Source organism: Microcoleus sp. F10-B2 (assembly GCF_036704965.1).
Classification (GTDB): domain Bacteria; phylum Cyanobacteriota; class Cyanobacteriia; order Cyanobacteriales; family Microcoleaceae; genus Microcoleus.
The window spans coordinates 1-22,495 of the sequence record NZ_JAUBTB010000105.1 but is presented as its reverse complement, the minus strand read 5'-3'; the positions used below and the strand labels follow the sequence as shown (position 1 = coordinate 22,495).

Genomic DNA, 22,495 nt, shown 5'->3' with positions numbered 1-22,495 from the left:
GCTGGAGAAATCCTGTCGCAAGCAAGTTGAGTCCGTGAACAAAGAATCCCCTCGCCTTGATAGCTGGGGAGTGTCAAGAATCCCGGAGACTTCTAAGCGGGCTTTGCGCTGAAATAGCGTGCCTGGATCTTCGAGCGAACCAAGCCAAAAGTCAAAACCTAACCCTTTACCTTTGACTGAGCGTTCGATGATGGTGAGTCCAGTGAGGTGAGGCATGATGAGCGCCGCGATACCGTAGGCTCCATATTCAGTGGCAACTTCCCGATCGGCGTTGAACCGACGGATAGTATCATCGATCGCATCCCATTGAATTTGGATTTCACAGGGTTGAATCCCCTCGATTGTCAGCGTCACAGGGATAGAGTGTCCTCCATCGTCGAGGCAAACGGCGGCTGCATCTGCACAGATGGCTCCGAAGGTGAGTGACCAGCCTGGACGTTCTGGCTTGTTATCGCGCAGGTCATTGAGGGAGAGAATTTTAATTGGGTTAAGGTTGGTCATCTCAGGAGATGGCTCCGGGCGATCGCATCTCCAGAATCATAAAGCATATAGTCTTCAGTCATGTTGTTCTTTTAGCGAGTTCACCCGAATTTATGGTTGAAAACCAAAGTATTGGTAAGCCCGCCCTTACCGATTACTCTTCACCAGAACCGATTCGGCAAATCCGCCAAAATGAGTTTGAGTTCCGGTTCATTAACCCGCTTAATTGCTTTAGGAACACTTACCCACTCCCGCTTTCTCTTGCTAGCTTCCGGCCAGATTTCTAGAACTGCTTGCACTTCCATTAAAAATACTTCTACCTGACAAATATAGCCGGACTTTTGATACTCGTAAGTGCCCAGCAAATCCGGGAATACTTTACCCAACAAACCTGCTTCTTCCCAAGCTTCCTTGGCAGCGGAATCTTGGGGAGTCATGTCAGGTTCAATTAATCCTTTGGGAATCACCCAGCGCTTGCTAGCCGAAGAAGTAATCAGCATTACTTCAATTTGTCCGTCTTGAATGCGATAGGGAATTACCCCGGATTGATCGACCAGTAAAGCGATTTTTATACCCATGATTTATGCAATATTTCTGGCTGCAAAAGCTGCTTCAACTTCATTAATACAGGACTTACGTATAGGACTAAAGAAACCGGGTTTTTTACCGAATCTCACGGCTACATCGAATGATATTCGTAAAAAACCCGGTTTCTGGCTACCGATGCGTAAGTCCGATTAATCGTTGCCAACTAAACCATAAAAACTGCACGCCTGATTCTAGATATTTAACCATTTGAGACAACAATAAACTGGAGAATAGAGATAGTTGGCTTTTCCCCTGTGTGGAAGGTAGCACATTTAAATGGACTCCCACTAGCCAATAATATTATTGTAATAAACGCGCGCAATCCTTTACCGACAAGCAGATAAAAGCCGATCGCCAATATCTGCCTTTATCTGCGCCGATATGGGGTTTTACACCTAATCTTTCTTCGCCTTAGCCTCCAAATTTTCCATCCGACTTCTCAAATCTTGATTCTCCTTTTTCACCTGGTCTAATTCCTCCCGCAACTGCTTTACCGCTGCATCAGAACCAGCATTTTTCTGCACTCTTTGGACAGCTTCATCAGCCATGCGCCGGACGCGGCCGTCGGGAGTTTGGTCAGCTAAAGAACGCAAAATGCGAATTGCTTTGCGAGTTTGCATTTGTCCTAATCCCGCTACTACAGAGACTTGAGTCAAGAAAAACGTCTCTTTAGATAATTCTGCCAATCGCTGCAAAATCCGTTCTAAATTGACCTTCGTTTGACCAGTCGAAATTGTGCCCAAAGATCGAATTGCAGCCAAGCGCAAAGCTTGCGGAGTACCCGCAGCAGTGTATTTCAAAATTAGATTCAGCGCATCTTCAGAAGTTTTCATCTGGGCCAAACCGGCGATCGCCCCCGATCGCACCACCTCATTCCAGCCCTGACGCTCTTTCAGCACCAATTTTAACTCTTTCAGTGCCTGTTCGTCGGTCGGTTTTTCGTCGGGGTTAGCAGCGGCAATTGAGCCAATAGCACTCGCTGCTGCTGCTTCTACGTAATAGCTGTCGTCGCCTTTTTCGACGATCGATCTCAGCGCTTTATAAGTTTCGTGAGTTTGGATTTTACCCAGCGCATTCACCACAGCGCGGCGAACGCGAGCATCTTTATCTTTTAAACCACTTACTAGACCTTCAAAAACTTGGTCGAGTTTAATGTCAACTAACTGACCGGCAACTTCGGCCCGTACTGCCCAGAACGGCTCTTTCTTGAGAACTTCTGACAGCGTTTTCACCGCTTCCAGTCCTCCCTTCTTCGCCAAAGCTTGGGCAGCGTAAATCCGCGAAACCGGGTCTGGATCGAACTGCAACTGAGCTTTTAGTTCCGCCATTCCATACTCTAAAACAACAGTTTTTAAGTATTTATTGCCGAGATCAAAACTAATAAAAGCAGGCTTATGTTCTAGGGGAAAATAGAAGCTTTGCTCGCGCTCGTGCACTCGAACTGTGAAAGTTTTTAGGTTCGGGTTTGAACGTACCCAACTGTCATTATCTGCTTCTTTTTCCGGCTTGTAACCGAAGCCGATCGGGATTTTCAGATCGAATACATCTTTGCTGTTGCCGTTGCCATTTTTGCTGTCTTTTACCTGAGTTTGCGTTACAGTCACTTTTGCTAATTTGCTGTCGCCATCCCAGGAATAAGCAACTTTGTAATCTGGATGACCGCCGCGATAAACGTACTGGTCAAACAAAAACATGAGATTGCGGCCGGTAGCCTTTTCTATCGCCCTGAGCAAATCGATCGTTTCCACAGTTTTGTGAGCGTTATCCCGCACAAAAGTGTGAATTGCTTTGTAAAATAATTCGTCGCCCAACTCGGCGCGAATCATGTGATAAACGCAAGCGCCTTTTTCGTACAAATGGCGATCGTACAATTCGATTGCTTCGCGGTAAACGTGAGTAACAATCGGGCGGCGGTAGCGGGAACTGTCTTCAGCTAAATAATTGCGGGCTTCATTTAACATATAGTAAGCCGCGTCTTCTTTACCGTATTCTTTGTCAGTCCACAGCACCTCGGAATAAGAAGCCATGCCTTCTTTCAGCCAAGCATGAGACCAATGTTTAATTACTACTAAATCGCCGAACCACTGGTGAGCCAATTCGTGGGCTACTAAGCTTTCAGTACCTCGATTGTCGAGGGCGGCGCGTTCGTCTAGCAAGCACCTATCTGTTAGCAAAGTTGTCGAAGTATTTTCCATGCCGCCGAAGATGAAATCATCGACGCAAACTTGAGCGTATTTGGGAAAAGGGTAAGGATAGCCAAATGCTTTAGAGAAGAATTCAATCATTTGAGGCGTTTTGCCCATGCTGCGCTTAGCGTCTGCTTCGCGGCTTCTTTCCACGTAATAATTAACTGGTTTGCCGTTCCATTCGTCTTTAATTTCGGCAAAATCTCCGACTGCTAAGGTCATTAAATATGTCGGGTGTACCTGGGTTTGGGACCAGTGATAAATTTTATCGTCGCCTTCGTTTGTTGTACTAATTAATTCGCCGTTGGAAATAGCAAATAATTGTCTCGGAACTTGGACTCGAATTTCCGAAGTTGCCAACTGTCCGGGATAGTCGAAACAGGGAAACCAGAAGCGGGAATCTTCGTCTTCGCCTTGAGTCCAAACTTGAGTGGGTTTGTCTGGATAGTGTTTGTCCGGGCCGACGAAATAGAGACCGCGCTGGGGTTTTTCGACAGAATATTCGATCGCAATAGTAATTGATTGGTAAGCTTCTGTTGGTTCGTGCAGTTGAATTTGCAGCACTTCGCCGTCGCTGTCGAAATTTTGATCTTTTTCGCCAATTTTTACCGATTTAATATTGAGGTTTACTGCATCTAATGTTAATTTGTCAATGCCGCTGCGGACTGGATTGAGGCGGATGCTGCAAGTGCCGCGAAAGCTTTGTTTGGGAATATCCAGCACTAAGTCGAGGAAAATATGCTCTACTTGACCGGGGCGATCGGGGTTGTAATGCGGCCTAGCACCGGGCATCTCGAAGGATTTGTGACCGTTTTCAGAATCAAAGTAAGTGTGTGACATTGTGATGGCAAAGTTGTGAATCGATCGGCGATCGCTGGCAGCGCCGATCCGGCTGAACTGCCAGCTTATTATAGAGTAGCGCGTCCTAGTTGCTGTTGTCGCTAACTTGTTAAAAACTGGTTCTAGTGTTGACGGGATGGAAAATATGATTTTTTCGCTACAATATCAGCAAGGTTAATGTCTGCAATCATCAGCCTGCAATTGAAATTGAGAGGGAAATCTGTATGACAGCTACACTATCAGTTCCCAGTTCGATCGAATCTTGGCTTGGCGACGAAGCCGAAGGGTTGCTCACCCATCAAGCGAAAGTTTCTAAAGATTTGTTGCACCTGCCGGGCCCGGATTGGGTCGATCGCATTTTTGCTCAAACCGATCGATCTCCTCAAGTTTTGCGATCGCTTCAGCAACTCTATTCTAGCGGACGCTTGGCGAATACCGGCTATTTATCCATCCTGCCGGTAGACCAAGGAATCGAACACTCGGCGGCCGCTTCTTTTGCACCGAATCCCATCTATTTTGACAGCGAAAATATCATTAAATTAGCAATTTCGGCTGGCTGCAATGCTGTCGCAACTACCCTAGGAGTTTTGGGAAGCGTATCTCGCAAATACGCGCACAAAATCCCTTTTATTGTCAAGCTCAATCACAACGAATTGCTGACTTATCCCAATCAATACGACCAAATAATGTTTGCTTCTGTAGAACAAGCTTGGAATTTGGGAGCAGTTGCAGTCGGAGCAACAATTTATTTTGGTTCGCCGGAATCGACACGACAAATTCAAGAAGTCAGTCAAGCTTTTGCTCACGCTCACGAATACGGCATGGCGACAATTTTGTGGTGCTATCTCCGCAACGATATCTTTAAACAAGACAAAGATTATCACGTTGCCGCCGATTTGACCGGGCAAGCAAATCACTTGGGAGTGACAATTCAAGCTGACATTATCAAGCAGAAGTTACCCGAGTGCAATAACGGTTACGAAGCAGTTGCTAAAGCTAGCGGTCACAGTTACGGCAAAACCGACAAGCGCGTTTATTCGGATTTGACAACGGATCACCCGATCGATCTAACTCGCTATCAAGTGCTCAACTGTTATGCGGGAAGGATGGGTTTAATTAACTCCGGTGGTGCTTCCGGGAAAAGCGATTTTGCTGAAGCTATTCGCACGGCGGTAATCAACAAGCGCGCTGGCGGCTGCGGCTTAATTTCCGGCCGCAAAACTTTTCAGCGTCCCTTTGAAGAAGGTGTAAAATTGTTCAACGCCATTCAAGACGTTTATTTGTCGCCAGAAATCTCGATCGCCTAAAAATTTACCGCACAGAGATTGACCTCAATATCACAACCTAAACCTAGGGTGCGCACTGCGCAGAAATCTTCCTAAACGTAGGGTGCGCACTGCGCACCTTACTTTCTTGAGATTGGTTAATATAAGTTGCAACTTAGCTGTAATCTTAATACTAGCTGAACATATATACAGACACAGTATATAATTTAAAAATGCCCCACAGCCTTGTTTTAAACCTGCTGCCAGTTGCACCAATTCCATCCCAGTTTTTAACGGGGCGGCATCTCCACGCTTTGTTTTTGAACCTTGTGAGTGCTGTAGACAGCGATTTGAGCGCGTACCTGCACGACCAATCTCATGAAAAAGCTTTCACTTTAAGCCCTTTTCAAGTAAGCAGAAAAGAGGCTTACAAAAGCAGCGCGCCCCAGCCACAAAAGAGAGTTTTGCCTCCGGCTTCCCGCACAATTTCGCAGGCCCTACAGTGGGAACACAAGCAAGCTATTCGGGAAAATACGCCAATTTGGTGGCGAATTTCTCTGCTGGATGACGGTTTGTTCGATCGCCTAACTCTACTTTGGCAGCAACTCAATTTCGAGCGCCCTTGGCATATCGGGCCGACAAATATATACATTACTAATATTTTGAGCGAACCGCAATCAAACCAGCCTTGGGTAAACTTTTGTACTTACGCCGAATTGTTCGATAGAGCTTCGGAAACTGAGCGCCAAATAGCTTTTAGTTTTTGCACTCCTACTAATTTTCGGCAAGGTGTATACGATAGTGCTATGCCCACTCGTGAAAGTATTTTCGGCAGTTTAGCGAATCGCTGGAACAAGTACAGCAGGATTGCGATCGAACCTACTTTTACAGAGGCTATTTTCCCTAGTTTCTTCGATATCCGAACAGAAGTTAGTACGGATTCTCGCAGTAAATTTATTGGCTGCGTCGGCGATATTAGTTACCGAATTATGGGAGATATAGCTCCTACTACTATCAAGCAAATTAACACTTTAGCAGATTTTGCGCTTTACAGCGGAGTCGGGCGAAAGACGCCGATGGGTATGGGAATGACGCGCCGGTTGCAGGATTTTTAATCATTCACTTTTCGGCTGAATTTCACTGACGATTTCATAAACATCAGTGTCGGGAATTTTGGCAAACAAAGGCGTCATCTGTTTCAATATTTCCTGATAAGCTTGGCTTTGATTGGCGGTCATCTCTTCTACGCTTTCCCAAAAAATGATGGCAATACCTTTGTCTGTATTGGGCAATTGCAGCAGGTATGCTCCCTTAAAACCTGTCGCATAAGTTGCAACAGCTTTTTCAAAAAGTTCTTCTGCTGCTTTAAATTTTCCTGGTTTAAATTCGCCAATGGCAACGTAAGCAAACTGATGTCTAAGAAAGTCGAGAAATTCTGACATATCTTTTTCCTCACTTAATACCGATACACCAAGTTATATTTTACCCGATCGCCCAAAATTTGTGAACTTCACATTTTGTAGTTTGGCGCTGAGCTCATCGGCGAATTTCTTAATTATACGTAGCTGCGCGCCCAACTCAAATAGAAACTTTTTGAGTCAGGCGGCTGGAAGCTCTATTCAATAAACTGTTGAATTCCAGATTTGAGATTTTCACAACCCTAGGTGCGCTGGAGCGAGTTCGAGCGCTAGTACAAAAGGTAAAGCTGCCGAGCGATCGAATAAGCGTGCGTAGCTGCGATCGCACGCTTTGAAGTAAAAAGTAGCCCGTAAAAAGTGGGTTTTTGCAATAACCCTATTGAAGTTCTTAAAACTCAAATGGCAGAATCATAACATACAAATATAAACAAAGTAAAGAGGAAACTAAAACAAATGAAAAAAATATTAGTCATAGAAGACGACGACTTAATCCGAGAAACCGTATTAGAACTTCTGAAATCGGGAGGTTTTGAAGCTGTCGGCGCCGAAAACGGAGAAGTCGGTATCGAGTTAGCTGGCCAAATTCCCGATTTAATTTTGTCTGATGTCATGATGCCCGAAGTAGACGGTTTAGAAGTTTTCGCGGTTTTGCGGTCGCAACCTGCAACCGCCAGCATTCCGTTTATTTTTATGACTGGTTCAGAAATGGAAGGGGTTCTAGAACTTAAAGCAGACGGCTATCTCAACAAACCTTGCAGCGCCGCAAAAATATTCGGGGCGATCGCCACTCTACTAGAAAAGCCGACAATTACCAACCCAAAATATCAAAAAGTACAGGACAATTTTGCACCATCAAATCTCAGCTTGCGGGGCTGGAATCAAAAATTTCGATTTGAGATTGCATCGCTTTGCTCGCAATAACACGCACAGTAACGTTATTGATACATAAGTTGAGGGAATTTCAAATTGGTTCCAGGCAGAGGTAGCTTAGACTGGGTATGTTGAATTTGGTTAAAAATTTATGAACGCACAACCCAAAGGCCGCCTAGTTTGGAATCACTCTACCCACCTTCCCGGTTTGATACCAATTTTAGAGCGCCTCACCCTAAAAATGGGCATTCAAACCGTTACTCCAGGCGTCATCAACAAAGTTAAAGGACACATCCCCCGCATGACATTAAGAGTGTCAGTACCGATTCGCGGGGGATTTAAAATCATTGCCAGACAGGGCACAACCGTACAAGAAGTCTTTATATTAACCACTCTCAGTCAAAGGGACTTGGAAGAGACGATCGCCCTAACCCTAGCCAAGTGACAATCTTTGTTTGGCTAGCAAAGCCCGGGCTCTAACTGAAGCAGTTTCGTCGCGATCGACAATTTCGTCCAACCTGGCCGAAACTTCCGCTAACCAATCTGGTTTAACAGTCGCAGCACCCGCCAAAGCTTCCAAGCCCCCCACTGCTGCGTAGCGAACCACCCATTCCGGGTCTCGGGACGCTTGCAGCAGCGTTTTAAGAGCGCGAATTTGAGCATCTGCAATTTCTTCTGTGGGCATCAGTTCCCAGCAAATCGTCCCCAAACCCCTCGCCGCGGCCCGCCGCACGCTCAAAGCAAAGTCATTCGCCGCCGCATCCAGCAAAATCTCCAAACCCCTGGGGTCGCCAATTCCCGCCAAAGCCCGAACAGCCCAAGCTCTCGCTCCGTAATTGTAGCCGTCAAGCTGTTCTAGAAGCGGCAGCACCGCAGGTTCTCCGAGTTGAACTAGCCCATCAACGGCGGCAACAGCAGCCCCTGGGTTGTTATAACCTAGCACTGTAATTAACGTAGGAATTGCTTGTTTTGAGGGAGCAGCCGCCAGTGCTTTGACTGCGTTTAACAAGCCCTCGGAAGAATCTGCTTGTTCGACAGCTTGAATTAGTTCTAATGCCATTTACTTATAAACTGTACCGTGACCATTGTAATTGTAGGTTGGGTCGATCGTGCGATCGACCTTTTGTAGCCTCAACCACCAACATTCTCATCAAAACAAGTAGGAAAACAGCAGTGCTGTGTCCTAAATGTACTCAAATACAGATATGCAGTAGGGACACAGCACTGCTGTGTCCTGAATGTGTTGTGTCCTGAATATACGGTAGACAGTTGAGAATCGCTACAGCAATCCTATTTCAGTTGTGAACTAATTTTTTTCACAGTAAACTATCCATTAAATCCATAACACGGATAGCATCATCTGACAAAGATAGTGATTCTTGTTGATTGAGGTGATGCTCCAAAACTCCTTTGAGCGCAATCAATTTCATGCTATTTTCTGCTAAAGTCTCTGAAATAGCTTGCGCTCCCGGCAAATAGCCGATCGCCCCCAAGTCCATCAAAGCCGATCGCCTCAACTGCAAATTATCCCCATTCAAAGCACTTACCAACCGTTCTCCGTAAACCCGCTCACCAGTTAACTGATACATCGCGCGCGCCGCAGCGTACTGCACCCGCTCCACAGAGTGTTCTAAAAAAGGTGAAATTAGGGGTATTGCTTCTATCGCTTGCAGCGTTCCCAAAGCTTCAATTACCGAGTCGTAAGGCTGTACTAGATGCGATTTTCCCGGCACTCGCACCGCCGCAGAAATTCCCCCCTCTAAGAGTTTCATTAGCCGTGGAATAGAATCGGGGTCGCCCAACATTTCTAGAGCTTGAGCCGCCGCTTCCCGCACGTAATAATCCGCGCATTCTAAACAGCTAATTAGCGCCGGCAAGGCTTGTTTATCTCCCAATTTTCCCAGAGCTCGCGCCGCATTTCTCAGTAGGGAATAATCGCCGATTTTGGTTTGTTCTGATTCTTCTTGCAAAGCATCAATAAGAGCTGCAATAACAGCCGGTTCCTTGACTCTAAACCTGCCGACCCACCAAGCCGCGTAATAGCGAAGACTGTAATCTTGGGAGTGGAGATTTGCGATCGCCTGTTCAAGTGTTAAAGACTCGCCGCCAGCTACACCCGCCTGCGGTGAGTCTGATTCGTAATAATCCACAGTCATTAGTTATTAGTTATTAGTTATTCGGCAATTAAAATCGCTGCTAAGTAAGTCTGTGGGAAAAAACACAACTGTGTTAAGAAAAATAAATGAGGCTGAAACCCTCTTCCCTCCTGCCTTCAGCATAGCTGCCTCCTGCCTCATTCCAACTACAAATATTTACGCCGTTCTACTTACACAGACAAAACCCGCCTGCGCGGGTTGGTGAAACTCTTAGTGCGCGCAGGCGGACTTCATTTGTGCAGTCGCGATTTCAAATTGCCCTTTCTAGCTTGTGTAGGAGCGATTTTAATCGCGCCTGCAACCAAACTATTAGTTATCACCCGATGATTCATGGGATGATTCAGGTGACGGTTCTGCGATCGCGCTTAAAGGCTGAATGCTGACAATTTTCCCGCCCATGCGAGTAATCCGCTGCATTTCTTGATTCATCCGATTGTAAGGCACGGTGATAAATGTACTCGCGCTCGATCGAATCGAATAATCGATTTTTTCTGTATCATCGCTTTGGCGCAAGCCGACAACTTCATACCGAAAGCAACGACCAGCGGAAGCTGTATTGCCACTTGTTCCTGCTACAATTTGACCGAACATAAGCTCATTGGTAATGGGTAATGGGTAATTAGTCAGTAGTCAGTAGTCAGTTGTTAGTTGTTATTTGTTAGTTATTGGTTCCAATAACCAATAACTAACAACTAAATTGGAGTAATGCTGGCGATTTTCGCGCCCAGGCGCTGAAATTTCTGCATTTGCCAGGACAAATCCTCAACCGGTACTATGAAAGCTTTGCTGCTGCGGCGCACGCTGGGATAGCCGCCCGTGCGAATTCCCGACACTTCCACGCGAAATAGCCTTCCTTCCTTGCCGTAAGCTGCCGCGCCACCGAAGCCGCTGCCGGGAGTCACGTTTCTGGCAGAAGGGCGGTATGCCCAACCTTCGTTACCGCCGGAGGGGCCAACTACAGCCGTAGCGCTGTTAGTCCCGAGTTCGACAGCCAAGCGAGAGTTATTGCCTTCTAGTTGAGATGTATCGCTGTTTGCATAACCGCGATACAGCCGGAACATCCGGGTAAAACCGACGGTTTTTTGCCCCCGCTGAGTATCAAAACCCCGGAAGTAAGGTACAATATTGTCGGCAAAGTTTTCTTGATACTCTACTGAATCGATGTAAGAATCAATATCAGCATCGTAGCCTTGTGTTTGGTACAAATCTAAGTGATACACAACTTCAGATTCGTCGTATGGAGCGCGACCGAGCAAGTGTTTGTAGTTTAGTTCGATCGTCCGAGTTTGAAAGCTGCTGTATAAAAACTTAGTTTTGTACAGTTCCGATTTTGCCACTGCGCGCACAAATTCTCGCACCGTTAAACTGCCATCTCGCAGCAGAGATTCAGCACTTGTCAGGCGTTCGGATTTCATCAAATAATCGTTGCCCAACAACTGACGGTAAACGGCGCGAATTACTACTTCCACGTCATCTTTGCTGTAGTTAGGGCGCAATTCTATCTTTGGCGCATCGCTGAGTGCCGATGTTCCCAGTCTGGACGCTGCTGTCGTAATAGCCACCAGATTTTCTCCTAAATTAATTACAAAAATTCTAAGTTTTGTTGCAACTTGAGATTTTTAGGACTAAAGCCCATATGTGTCAAAGTAAGGTGCGCACTGCACAGCTTCTCCGCGTAGGCTGCGCACTGCGCACCTTACCTATACACATAAATTAGTCCTAATGTGTTAAAGACGCTTCCAAAAAACGTTTCGATCGACTTTAAGCAACAGTAATGCTTACCACTTTGCCGCCTCGTTTGTTTATTTGTTGCAAGCGGCTGGACAGTTGCTCGTAAGGCAGGAGATATTCAGTAGTAGTCCGGCGTACTTGGGGGGAAAACTTAGCCGAACCTTGGATTGCGGTGACTCGGTAAAGTTGCCCGCGAGAACCCCCGGAAGCACCGGCCAGAGATTGTCCGCCAGAGGCTGTGTATATCGGCGAAGCCATATTTCTCGCTACTTCCCAAGTCAGCCGTGCTTGGGTTTGGTTTTGCGATCGATCGCTAGAAGCAAAACCCCGGTACAATTGAAACATCCGGTTAAAACCGACTGTTTTTTGACCTCTTTGAGTAGCGAAACCGCGATAGTAAGGCACTACACTTTCGCCAAAGTTTTCTTGATACTCAATTGAGTCAATGTAAGAATTGATTTCAGCTTCGTAGCCTTCTGCATTGTACAAATCTACGTGGAAAGCAATTTCCGACTCGTCGTAAGGAGCCCGGCCCAACAAATGCTTGTAATTAAGCTCGATTAGCCGCGTTTGCGAGTTCGGGTAAAAAAACTTTTTCCGATAAGTTTCGGACTGAGCAATTGACCGCACAAAATCTCTAACTGAAATCTGTCCTTGCATCAGCAGAGATTCAGCACTGGTAACTCGTTCGCTCGACATTAAATACTCGTTGCCGAAAACTTGGCTGTAAGCGGCGCGAATTACTGCTTTTGCATCGTCTTGCGTCCAGTGAGGGCGCAGTTCTACCTGTCCTGATTCTTCAAATGCTTTTATTCCCAACCGTTCTGCTGCACCTAATCCTGCCATCTTTGCTTCTCCCTTTTTGCTTGTAAAACTGAAAACTTGTTGTAAAAAAAGTATTTGCAAAACTAGGCTTCGATCGCAGATGCCCGGAATTGTATACAACCGCTAACACTCAAGCTAACAGCAGCTTACATTTCCGGGCATCACGCAAATCTAGCTCAGGGCGTTGATTGCGTAGTCGAGGTAGGAATTAGCTTCCACTGCGGGGTCGCCGCTCAGGCCGTGGTTGCCTTTGATGTACTTGAGGGCTTCAACGTACCAGCTAGGAGACAGTTCAAATGTCCGGTTGATTTCGTCGATGCCTGCAATCAGGTACTCATCCATCGGGCCGGTGCCGCCTGCAACTAAGCAGTAGGTGACCATGCGCAGGTAGTAGCCGATGTCGCGGGCGCACTTTGCTTTACCGGTTGGGGTAGAAGCGTAGTTGGGGCCTTGCATTTGTTGGGTGTACGGGAATTTGTTGTACACGGCTTGGGCTGCACCGTCGATCAAGCGCTGAGAGTTGGCTGTCAAAGCTTTAGCTGCTTCTAAGCTGGCGGATGCTTGGCGGAAACGACCGAAAGCTGTTTGAATTTCGGTGCTGCTCAAGAAGCGACCTTGAGAATCTGCTGCTGTGACTGCTTCGGTCAACGGGGTTTTCATTGTTCTGTTTTCTCCCTAATGTTTGTGATTTTTTGTACGAGTGGAACTGGTTTAAGCCCGATCGCTCGTGCTTTACAGATTTGGTTGCAAAGGCTGGAGTTTAGCCTACTGCAGAAGCGGCGCGATCGAAGTAGCTGCCGACTTCAGACATCAGGGAGGTACAATCTCCACGAGTTACGCCGTTGGGGTCGTTAGCGATCGCCAAAGCGGCTTCTTTCATTTTTTGAACGCCTGTTGCTACAGAAGCGCCGGGAGTTCCCAATGCCAAGTAGGTTTCGCGCAGGCCGTTCAAGCAACGGTCGTCGAGTACGCTGGCGTCGCCTGCGAAAATCGCATAGGTGACGTAGCGCAAGATGATTTCCATGTCGCGCAAGCAAGCTGCCATGCGGCGGCTGGTGTAAGCGTTGCCGCCGGGGGCGATCAGTTGGGGCTGCTCGGCAAACAAAGAGCGAGCTGCATTGGCAACAATGCTGGAAGCGTTGCTGGTGATGCGGTTGACTGTATCCATGCGCTTGTTGCTTTCTGCAACCATTTGGCTGAGGGCATCCAATTGACCTGCGGCCAAAAATTCGCCGCGGGCGTCTGCTTGGGAAACCACTTTTGTAAATGCGTCAAACATGAAAGAACTCTCCTACTTGAGTTAATTGAGTTTGGTTGCGGTATAAAACCGTTAAGTTAAATTTGTTCAGGTTTTTAAACCTGCAAGGGTTGAAGCTTGACGCCAGCTACTGCACTGGCCGGCTCGTTCTCTCCCTTTCCGCTACCTGTAATATTGTTACATTGCAACGGACGTTTAACAAACCTTAGAAAATTTTACACCTTTTATGAGATTCGACAAACCTTGTTAATCAGTGTTTTTGTTAACTTTAGCCTGTCGTTTCAACCCTCTGATAACCTTTATACAACGCTCGCCCGCCTTTGTTTATTACAAATTATTACAAAACCTTATCTCTCTTAAAAGGTAAATCTGTGTGGGGCGAAGGCGGCCAATTCTACTTCCTGCGGTAGATGCGCTGTTGCCGCGAGCAACCAACAGTCAGGTTCTGTAGCCCTTGCTTTGGAGGTGGGACTGCCCCGAGCCCTCGCGTCGCTCGCCTCTGTTGGCTTTCCCGCAGAAAAATAAATTGTTAAAAAGAGTTAAGCAAATTAAAGTTTTGCTAAAACAAGGCGTTGGGAATAGCGAAAAAAGCAAAAATTATGCTCAATCCAGGATGCAGGCAGAATTATAGGTGGGTAAAATCCCATAAATTGTGACCCCGATCGCCACAGCCACAGCTTTTGCCGAAAATATCGCCATTTAAAAGACTAAACTCAGCCGTTGGGCTTTGGGTAAAAGCCGAAGAAATTGCTAATTTTTAGTTAAGGTGGATAAGTGCTATCAGCGGTAGGTCTACAAGCGGTGCGATCGAACCGCCAGATGCAGTGAAGTTGAAAGCTTCCTGCTTCCCGGGCATCGAACCGCCCCATACGAGTCCTAAGTGAAACAGTTTTTTATTCAGAACTCAAAATTAAAAACTCTCTCACTGCCATCAGCCACATGGATCGGCTGTAGCTGTCCGGCCGCAACCACCTTTATGCCCCATGCTCGATCGTAATTTATGTCTTCAACTTCTCCCTCTTCTTGGCACACCGTAGCAATTGACAAAACTCTCAAGCAGCTAAGCAGCAACAAAGACGCTGGATTGAGCAGCCAACAGGTGTCAGAACGCTTGCAGCAATACGGCCCCAACGAACTAGAAGAAACCGGAGGCCGCAGTCCGTGGTCGATTTTTGTCGATCAGTTCACCAACATCATGTTGTTGATGCTGATGGGTGTGGCCGTGATTTCGGCTTTTTTGGACATCCAGTCAAATACTTTTCCCAAAGATGCGATCGCCATTTTTGCGATCGTCATACTCAACGGCATTCTCGGCTATTTCCAAGAGCAAAGTGCTGAAAAAGCCCTCGCAGCCCTCAAAAACCTCGCTTCCCCCCTAGTCAGAGTCCTGCGGGACGGCAAAACTTCGGAAATAGCAGCAAAGGAACTCGTACCCGGAGACGTGATGCTGTTGGAGGCTGGGGTAAAAATAGCAGCAGACGGACGCTTGATCGAAGCTTCCAACTTGCAAGTCAGAGAATCTGCTTTGACAGGAGAAGCTTTAGCAGTTACCAAGCAAGCCGATCTAGAACTTCCAGAAGATGCTTCCTTGGGCGATCGGCTCAACCTGATTTTTCAGGGCACAGAAGTTGTTCAGGGACGGGCAAAGGCGATCGTCACCAACACCGGAATGCAAACGGAATTGGGCAAAATTGCCGCCATGCTTCAGTCAGTAGAAAGCGAACCGACTCCCCTGCAACAGCGGATGGGCCAGTTGGGAAATGTTCTAGTCTCCGGTGCCCTAGCCTTAGTCGCAGTTGTCGTCATCGGCGGGATGATTACCTTCAAAAACGGCGGCATCGGGTTCGATACCAGCAGGTTTCCAGAACTCTTAAAAGTTTCTCTCAGTATGGCTGTGGCTGTGGTTCCCGAAGGACTCGCGGCAGTCGTGACAGTTACTCTGGCACTCGGAACTAGGCGGATGGTGAAACGAAACGCCCTGATTCGCAAACTTCCTGCCGTGGAAACTTTGGGATCGGTTACTACCATTTGTTCAGACAAAACAGGTACTCTGACTCAAAATAAAATGGTAGTTCAGCTAGTGTGTACGGGCGACTGCACTGTCGGCGTCTCAGGCGACGGCTATGCCCCGATCGGAGATTTTACAGATCGCCATACATCAGCCCAAATTAATAATTTAGAGGAATATCCAGAACTCGAATCTTTATTAATTGCCTGTGCAGTTTGCAACGACGCCGTATTGCAGCAAGAACAGCAAGAATGGAAGATTTTGGGCGACCCCACGGAGGGAGCTCTGCTGTCTTTGGCGGGAAAAGCAGGCATTTATAAAGAAAAACAGTCTCAATTGCTGCAGCGGACGGCGGAATTTCCTTTTTCTTCCGAACGCAAGCGGATGAGCGTGATTTGCGAAGTGCCCGGCAGCTCGGGACATTCGGGATTTCCCGCAGCAGAAGGACAGCAGGCGAATTATTTGATGCTGACCAAAGGTTCTCCAGAGTTGACTTTAGAGCGCTGCAAAGGCATTATACTCGGCGATCGAGTACAACCTTTAAATCAGGAAATGCGCGATCGCATCCTCGCCGAAAACAACAACATGGCAAGCGGCGGTTTGCGAGTCCTGGGGTTTGCGTACAAACTCTGGGAAAACTTGCCGCCCGAAGGTTCTGACGAAACCAGCGAACAAGACATGATTTGGCTGGGACTCGTCAGTATGCTGGACGCCCCGCGCCCGGAAGTGCGGGAAGCTGTGGTGAAGTGCCGCGATGCAGGCATTCGGGTGGTGATGATTACAGGAGACCACCAGTTGACAGCAAAGGCGATCGCCTACGATTTAGGTATTGCTAGAGAGGGCGATCGAGTTCTCAGCGGTCAAGAATTAGAAAAGCTCAGCCAAGAAGAACTCAAACAGCACGTCGAACAGGTTAGCGTTTACGCCCGCGTCTCCCCCGAACACAAATTGCGCATTGTCCAAGCTTTGCAAAGTTCGGGCAAATTTGTAGCCATGACCGGCGACGGCGTTAACGACGCCCCCGCCTTGAAACAAGCCGATATCGGCATCGCAATGGGGATTACCGGCACCGATGTCAGCAAAGAAGCTAGCGATATGGTGCTCCTCGACGACAATTTCGCAACTATTGTCGCCGCCGCTGAAGAAGGGCGAGTGGTTTATACCAACATTCGCCGCTTTATTAAATACATTTTGGGTAGCAACATCGGCGAAGTTTTGACAATTGCCGCCGCACCTTTAATGGGTTTGGGAGGAGTCCCGCTGACGCCGCTGCAAATTTTGTGGATGAACTTAGTAACCGATGGCGTTCCCGCTTTGGCCTTGGCCGTGGAACCGGCGGAACCGAACGTGATGAAAAAGCCTCCTTTCAGTCCGCGAGAAAGTATTTTTGCGCGGGGTTTGGGTTCTTATATGGTTCGCATCGGGATTATTTTTGCAATTTTGACGATCGCAATGATGTCCTGGGCTTACGGACATACTCACGCTCCCGGACACGGCAATCCAGATGCTTGGAAAACAATGGTGTTTACAACTCTTTGTTTGGCGCAAATGGGGCACGCGATCGCAATTCGGTCTAACACTCAGCTAACTATCGAGTTAAATCCCTTCACTAATATTTTTGTTTGGGGAGCTGTAATTGTTACTACTGCTTTGCAATTAATGCTGATTTACGTTCCGCCGCTGAGATCCTTTTTTGGCACTCATTATTTAACGCCGTTTGAGTTGCTGGTTTGCTTCGGCTTTAGTGCGCTCATGTTTGTCTGGATTGAACTGGAAAAACTGTTCGTGCGCTTTTACAAAACTCGAAAATAGTGTTAACGCCTGACGGATAATGAGCGATGTTTCATTATTCGTTATACCGCTGGCATTGGCGCAATTCTCAACATTCGCCAGGGGTTCAAAACCCCTGGATAGCAGCGAAAGTCATTGCTATGAAGACTAAATAGATTGTGTGTCAAAATAAAATATTTATTGCTTAGTTATAATGTGATTGCGATCGCTACGCTCCCCGAAAATCTCCATCGCAAACGCTCGCGGTTGCAAACCTTTAAGGTGCGCCGGCCCCTGCACCCTACGGTGACTGTATTACCAATTACCAATTATCAATTACCAATTACTAATTACTAATTACCGATTACAGATTACTAATATTATGTATTTGAAAACGCTGCACCTACGGCAGTTTCGGAACTACTTCGATCAAAAGGTAGCGTTTGACGCTCCCAAAACCATTTTAGTAGGAAACAACGCTCAAGGAAAATCTAACTTGTTAGAAGCGGTAGAGTTACTTTCTACATTAAAAAGCCACAGAGTAGGGCGCGATCGCGATTTAATACTCGACTCAAAGCCGAGCGGGCAAATTGATGCTACACTCGAACGCCAAACCGGAGCCATCGACTTAGCTTTAACTCTTCGCTCTGCGGCGCGTCGGACACTGAAGCTCAACGGTGAACCGCTGCGCCGCCATTTAGATTTTTTGAGCATTTTAAATGTAGTGCAATTTTCTTGTTTGGATTTGGACTTAGTGCGCGGCGGGCCCGAAGGAAGGCGCAATTGGATCGATCGCCTAGTCATTCAGTTAGAACCGATTTACGCTCACATTTTGCAGCAGTACAACCAAATTTTGCGCCAGCGAAACGCTCTATTGAAACGTTCTAAAGCAATCAGGAAAGCGGAATTTTCCGAAAATTTTGACAAAATGCGCTCTATGGAATATGAAAATCCCGAACAAGAAAATAGAAAAGAATTCCCCATTCCCCATTCCCCATTCCCCATTCCTAGTTCAGAATTAGCTTTGTGGGACGCGCAGTTGGCGACAGCGGGCGCTCGCGTGATCCGCAGGCGCGATCGAATTTTGGAGCGATTGATGCCTTTAGCTCGAAATTGGCACCGTTCAATTAGCGGTTCCGCAGAAGTTTTAGATGTGAAATACGATGCTAATATTGAAGTAGGTGCAGAATTAATCGCTAAAGACAATCTCGAAGGAGTGCGGCAAGCATTTTTAGAGAAAATTCAAAAAAGGGCGATCGCAGAACAGTTTCAAGGAACCACTTTAGTCGGCCCCCACCGCGACGATATTACATTTACAATTAACAATACCCCAGCTCGTCAGTACGCATCCCAAGGTCAGCAGCGAACTCTGGTATTAGCATTAAAATTAGCCGAATTGCAGCTTATTGAAGAAGTCGTCGGCGAAGCGCCTTTACTGTTGCTCGACGACGTACTTGCAGAACTAGATCTGAGCCGCCAAAATCAACTTTTAGAAACAATTCAAGAACGATTTCAAACTCTGATTACTACAACTCACCTAGGCGCTTTTGACGCTCAGTGGCTGCGACAAACCCAAATTCTCTCCGTCGTTGCTGGACAAATCAATCGATTTTAGATTTTAGATTTTAGATTTTAGATTGACAAATTTTCTGTTTCATGGTAAAGGTACAAAAAAATTGAAAAATTGGCATTATTAGCTCAATTCGAGATAGGATAAAGGTTAATTTTGATTGCAGCTTTCGCTTCCATTTTTCTAACCCTTATGAAGCATTACATTTCCCGTCTGTTAGCCCTGGTATTAGTTGTTGTCATCGGCGTAGCGGGCTGTACCAATGTTCCGGCCACTCTGAGTGGAGATTACGGTCAAGATACATTAGCATTAGTGAAGAGCTTGAGAACAGCGCTCACTTTGCCAGAGGGCACGCCGGAAAAAGCAGCCGCTCAAGCCAAGGCTCGCACAAGCATCAACGATTTTTTTGCTGCCTACCGCCGCGATCCCGCTCTTACTAAGCTGGCATCTTTCACGACAATGCGCACGGCATTAAACTCTTTGGCAGGACATTACAGTTCCTATCCAAACCGTCCCGTTCCTGAAAAGTTGAAAAAGCGTCTTGAGTCAGAATTTCAGCAGGTTGAAGCTGCTCTCAACAGAGAATCTTAATCTCAAAATTTAGGGATCGAGATAATTTTAATGATTCATCTTTCATCCTTGACAGTTGAGTATTAACAATTTTTAGTAGAAATATCAACTGCTTTTAGCGCCCACTGTACCCAGGCGCTTTTTTATGCAGAATTTAGTGAAAAGATACTGAAATATTGAACTGGATATGATTTCAATTTCGGGCTTTTTACCCATTTTATTCTTTAGTATGTTATGGAGGGACTTCGTTTGTAGAGTAGCGGTTTGAAGCGGCGAGTCTTATCTGGCCTGCCGTTATTCGATCGCACATGATATAAATAGTCGCCAGATAGAATTTGCATTGTGCGATCGACTTGTGCCATAACTAGGTCAACCGAAAAAAGTAGAAAATTTGTAACTGCTTGTTGAGCGCGATCGCGAAAATGCGATCGCCACCCAATTTAAACCAGAAAACCCCATTCAATTCTCCCATGAAAATTGCACCAACTCGCATCGCGAATTTTCAACACCAGCGACGCTTTTTAAGTGCGGTAACTGCTGTTTTAACCAGTAGCTTCATCAGCCAGCTTGTTTGGCCGTTTATCGGAAATCAACCAGCTTTTGCCCAAACATCAGCCTATTGCCAATTATCCCAAGAACAGGTAAATCAAAAAGAAGACTTGCGCCGCGCCGCACTGTCGGGAAAACGGGAATCTCAGCAAGCATATTTTGCTGTTTTGAGCAAACACGCGCGGGAAATAGCAGAATGCCGCCAAAAAACTTGGCCGGAAACCCAAGCAGTTTGGCTGCGTTTGTATCCCTGCGATGTCAGACCCGGAGAACTCGATCGAGTATTAGACAAAGTTGTGAATAAAGGCTACAACCAAGTCTATGTCGAAGTGTTTTACGATGGTCAAGTGCTTCTCCCAGCAGCCGACAATCCAACGGCTTGGCCTTCTGTTGTGAGAAATCGCGGTTACGAGAAATACGATTTGTTAGAAAAGGCGATCGCCAAAGGCAAACAGCGAGGTTTAAAAGTTTATGCTTGGTTGTTTACAATGAACTTTGGCTATACCTATTCTCAGCGTCCCGACAGACAGCAAACCCTCGCTATCAACGGTAAAAATCAGACAAGTTTAACAGTAAGCGAATACGCAGCAATTAACGAGGACTTCGGAGAAGTTCCGGGCAATCAAGCCTTTATCGATCCGTACAACCCACAAGCACGGCAAGACTATACTTTGTTAGTAAATCAAATACTCAAGCGCAAGCCCCAAGGAATGTTGTTTGACTACATTCGCTATCTAAGGGGCATCGGACCCGCTTCAGTTGCTACCAAAGTTCAAGACTTGTGGATTTACGGCCCAGCATCGCAGCAAGTTCTTTTGCAGCGGGCTAGCAATCAGCAAGGGCGAGATTTAATTCAGCGATATTTGACTAGAGGATTTATCAATACTAATGACGTTCAAGCAGTAGTTAAACAGTATCCAACTGAGCGAGAACCTCTTTGGCAGGGTCGAATTCCGCAGGCGATGTCAGTAGCAACTCCACCTTCTAGAAGGGAGAATGCCGCATCAAGAACAGCCTCAACAACTCCCGCCGCTAACAAGCCAAACCCTGCAACTCCCACACCAAAACCGACACCGCGGCTTCCCGATACCGGCACTCTGCAAAAAGACCTGTGGAAACTGAGTGTTGCTCACGCAGTCCAAGGGATTTTAGATTTTTTTGGGATAGCAATTCAACCAGCTCAAAGGATGGGAATTCCTGTAGGAGCAGTGTTTTTTCCCACTGCAAATCAAGCGATAAATCAAGGGGGATATGATTCGAGATTGCAGCCTTGGGACAATTTTCCGGCTGCTGTGGAATTCCACGCCATGTCTTACGGAAATTGCGGGGATGTAAGCTGCATTGTGCCGCAGGTGCAGCGGACAGTGAGCTTAGCGCCTGCGGGAGCAAAAATCATTCCTGCCATTGCTGGAGATTGGGGAAAACCTCTGAAAAATCGGCCGTCTTTGGAGATTCAAATGCGGGCAATTCGCTCGGCGACGCCGCAAATTAATGCGGTGAGTCATTTTGCTTTTGGGTGGCAAGAACCGGAGGATGAAAGGGCACGGCAAACTTGCCGGTTGTAGGGCGATTAGTTGTTGTAGAGATGCGATTTGTAGCGTCTCTACAAAACGGGATTTGGGAAAGCAGCTAACTGTTGGACAAACTCTTGGTGCGTGGCACTGTTTAATCCTGTTTGAAGAGTTGCGATCGCACTTGGCATATCCCCGTCTAAGAGTGCTGAAACAGCCAGCCACAACCCCGGAAAAACTCGGCTGCGGATAATTCCTTCTGCATCGGGTAGCAGAGAAATATATTCTTCTTCCTGCAAGGAAAACCAATCAATCCGGCGATCGATTACTTGCCAAACGAGATATTCTCTCACGGTGCTGCGGCGGTAAACTCGCTTTTTGTCCCGCAGATCGATCGTAGCCGTACTAGCAGCAATTTCGGCAACAAATTCCGGCGCGCCTACAATGTAGCCGTCATCACTGAGGCTAGTTGCACCGCCGCGTCGGGAATCAATTAGCAGTACAGCATCGGGCTGGGGTTCGTTATCCACATCAAGACGCACGGTGGGGTTATCGCCAAGCCGAGTATGTTTGGTAAAAGCAGCATAGAAGCCAAGACAAGTTATCAGGCGAGCATGGGGTTCGGCGTGGGGTTCAAAGCGTAAGGATGAAGCCAGATAAACAATTCCTTCGATCAATTCTGCTTTTTTGAGTCCCGGCATTGCTGTATAGCGTCGCTCGAATTCGGCACGGGTGAGCAAATCGCCATTTTCCAAAGGAGGGATGCTGATGCGGCTGAGATTTGCGGGAGCAATCATGGCTTTTCTGCTGTGGTTATGCGTCGGTAAGCTGATACGCAGCTAGATTGTATAATATAAATATAAAATAAGCGCTCATTAGTTAGAATGTATGCCAGCCAAA

20 protein-coding genes are annotated in these 22,495 nt (G+C 46.9%); 8 read left to right on the top strand and 12 right to left on the bottom strand.

The window, feature by feature from the left end:
• The 3 genes from QUA99_RS27985 to QUA99_RS27975 form a co-directional block, all read right to left on the bottom strand.
• Positions 1-501: hypothetical protein (locus QUA99_RS27985; protein WP_333243300.1), on the bottom strand; the 501-nt coding region annotated here is incomplete at its 3' end.
• Between the two features lie 140 nt (positions 502-641).
• Positions 642-1,058 (bottom strand): NUDIX hydrolase, encoded by a 417-nt coding sequence (locus QUA99_RS27980; RefSeq protein ID WP_333243298.1) that lies wholly within the window; start codon positions 1,056-1,058, stop codon positions 642-644.
• A 405-nt stretch (positions 1,059-1,463) separates the two neighbouring features.
• Positions 1,464-4,094 (bottom strand): M1 family metallopeptidase, encoded by a 2,631-nt coding sequence (locus QUA99_RS27975; RefSeq protein ID WP_333243295.1) that lies wholly within the window; start codon positions 4,092-4,094, stop codon positions 1,464-1,466.
• 224 nt (positions 4,095-4,318) lie between these two features.
• On the opposite strand from QUA99_RS27975, the gene QUA99_RS27970 reads away from it, so the two are divergent.
• Positions 4,319-5,401 carry a class I fructose-bisphosphate aldolase gene (locus QUA99_RS27970; RefSeq protein ID WP_333243293.1) on the top strand — a complete coding sequence of 361 codons (1,083 nt, stop codon included), beginning with the start codon at positions 4,319-4,321 and terminating at the stop codon, positions 5,399-5,401.
• Between the two features lie 191 nt (positions 5,402-5,592).
• Positions 5,593-6,474 carry a CRISPR-associated endoribonuclease Cas6 gene (gene cas6, locus QUA99_RS27965; protein WP_333243289.1) on the top strand — a complete coding sequence of 294 codons (882 nt, stop codon included), beginning with the start codon at positions 5,593-5,595 and terminating at the stop codon, positions 6,472-6,474.
• Here the strand turns inward: cas6 and QUA99_RS27960 are convergent, their stop codons facing one another.
• Positions 6,475-6,801: an antibiotic biosynthesis monooxygenase gene (locus tag QUA99_RS27960; RefSeq protein ID WP_333243287.1), complete on the bottom strand. Its 327-nt coding sequence runs from the start codon at positions 6,799-6,801 to the stop codon at positions 6,475-6,477. It lies immediately after the preceding gene.
• Positions 6,802-7,230: 429 nt separating this feature from the next.
• On the opposite strand from QUA99_RS27960, the gene QUA99_RS27955 reads away from it, so the two are divergent.
• Both QUA99_RS27955 and QUA99_RS27950 read left to right on the top strand, forming a co-directional pair.
• Entirely contained in the window at positions 7,231-7,698 is a 468-nt protein-coding gene (locus QUA99_RS27955; protein WP_333243284.1) for a response regulator, read from the top strand.
• Positions 7,699-7,798: 100 nt separating this feature from the next.
• Positions 7,799-8,092 carry a DUF2103 domain-containing protein gene (locus tag QUA99_RS27950; RefSeq protein ID WP_333243281.1) on the top strand — a complete coding sequence of 98 codons (294 nt, stop codon included), beginning with the start codon at positions 7,799-7,801 and terminating at the stop codon, positions 8,090-8,092.
• On the opposite strand, the gene QUA99_RS27945 is transcribed toward QUA99_RS27950, so the two are convergent.
• From QUA99_RS27945 to QUA99_RS27915, 7 genes are all read right to left on the bottom strand, one after another.
• Positions 8,081-8,707, bottom strand: coding sequence for a HEAT repeat domain-containing protein (locus QUA99_RS27945; RefSeq protein WP_333243278.1), 627 nt, complete (start codon positions 8,705-8,707; stop codon positions 8,081-8,083). The genes QUA99_RS27950 and QUA99_RS27945 overlap by 12 nt on opposite strands.
• A 256-nt stretch (positions 8,708-8,963) precedes the next feature.
• Positions 8,964-9,803: a HEAT repeat domain-containing protein gene (locus QUA99_RS27940; protein ID WP_333243275.1), complete on the bottom strand. Its 840-nt coding sequence runs from the start codon at positions 9,801-9,803 to the stop codon at positions 8,964-8,966.
• 309 nt (positions 9,804-10,112) lie between these two features.
• A complete protein-coding gene (locus QUA99_RS27935; RefSeq protein WP_333243272.1) occupies positions 10,113-10,394 on the bottom strand; it encodes a phycobilisome linker polypeptide in 282 nt (93 codons plus the stop codon).
• Between the two features lie 101 nt (positions 10,395-10,495).
• Entirely contained in the window at positions 10,496-11,365 is an 870-nt protein-coding gene (locus QUA99_RS27930) for a phycobilisome linker polypeptide (protein WP_333243269.1), read from the bottom strand.
• Positions 11,366-11,564: 199 nt separating this feature from the next.
• On the bottom strand, positions 11,565-12,380 hold the full coding sequence (locus QUA99_RS27925) for a phycobilisome linker polypeptide (protein ID WP_333243267.1): 816 nt from the start codon (positions 12,378-12,380) through the stop codon (positions 11,565-11,567).
• Positions 12,381-12,530: 150 nt separating this feature from the next.
• A complete protein-coding gene (cpcA, locus tag QUA99_RS27920; RefSeq protein WP_333243264.1) occupies positions 12,531-13,019 on the bottom strand; it encodes a phycocyanin subunit alpha in 489 nt (162 codons plus the stop codon).
• A gap of 100 nt (positions 13,020-13,119) precedes the next feature.
• Complete coding sequence (locus QUA99_RS27915) at positions 13,120-13,638, bottom strand: phycocyanin subunit beta (protein ID WP_333243261.1); 519 nt, start codon at positions 13,636-13,638, stop codon at positions 13,120-13,122.
• 979 nt (positions 13,639-14,617) lie between these two features.
• Between QUA99_RS27915 and QUA99_RS27910 the strand changes: the two genes are divergently transcribed.
• The 4 genes from QUA99_RS27910 (at position 14,618) to QUA99_RS27895 (ending at position 21,649) form a co-directional block, all read left to right on the top strand.
• Positions 14,618-17,437, top strand: coding sequence for a cation-transporting P-type ATPase (locus QUA99_RS27910; protein ID WP_333243258.1), 2,820 nt, complete (start codon positions 14,618-14,620; stop codon positions 17,435-17,437).
• A 340-nt stretch (positions 17,438-17,777) separates the two neighbouring features.
• Positions 17,778-19,010 (top strand): AAA family ATPase, encoded by a 1,233-nt coding sequence (locus QUA99_RS27905; protein WP_333243256.1) that lies wholly within the window; start codon positions 17,778-17,780, stop codon positions 19,008-19,010.
• A gap of 147 nt (positions 19,011-19,157) precedes the next feature.
• A complete protein-coding gene (gene psb27 / locus QUA99_RS27900; RefSeq protein WP_333243254.1) occupies positions 19,158-19,556 on the top strand; it encodes a photosystem II protein Psb27 in 399 nt (132 codons plus the stop codon).
• A gap of 449 nt (positions 19,557-20,005) precedes the next feature.
• The gene (locus QUA99_RS27895) at positions 20,006-21,649 is read left to right on the top strand and encodes a family 10 glycosylhydrolase (RefSeq protein WP_333243303.1); all 1,644 of its coding nucleotides are present in this window, start codon (positions 20,006-20,008) and stop codon (positions 21,647-21,649) included.
• Positions 21,650-21,687: 38 nt separating this feature from the next.
• Here the strand turns inward: QUA99_RS27895 and QUA99_RS27890 are convergent, their stop codons facing one another.
• Complete coding sequence (locus tag QUA99_RS27890; protein ID WP_333243252.1) at positions 21,688-22,392, bottom strand: Uma2 family endonuclease; 705 nt, start codon at positions 22,390-22,392, stop codon at positions 21,688-21,690.
• Between the last annotated feature and the right edge of the window lie 103 nt (positions 22,393-22,495).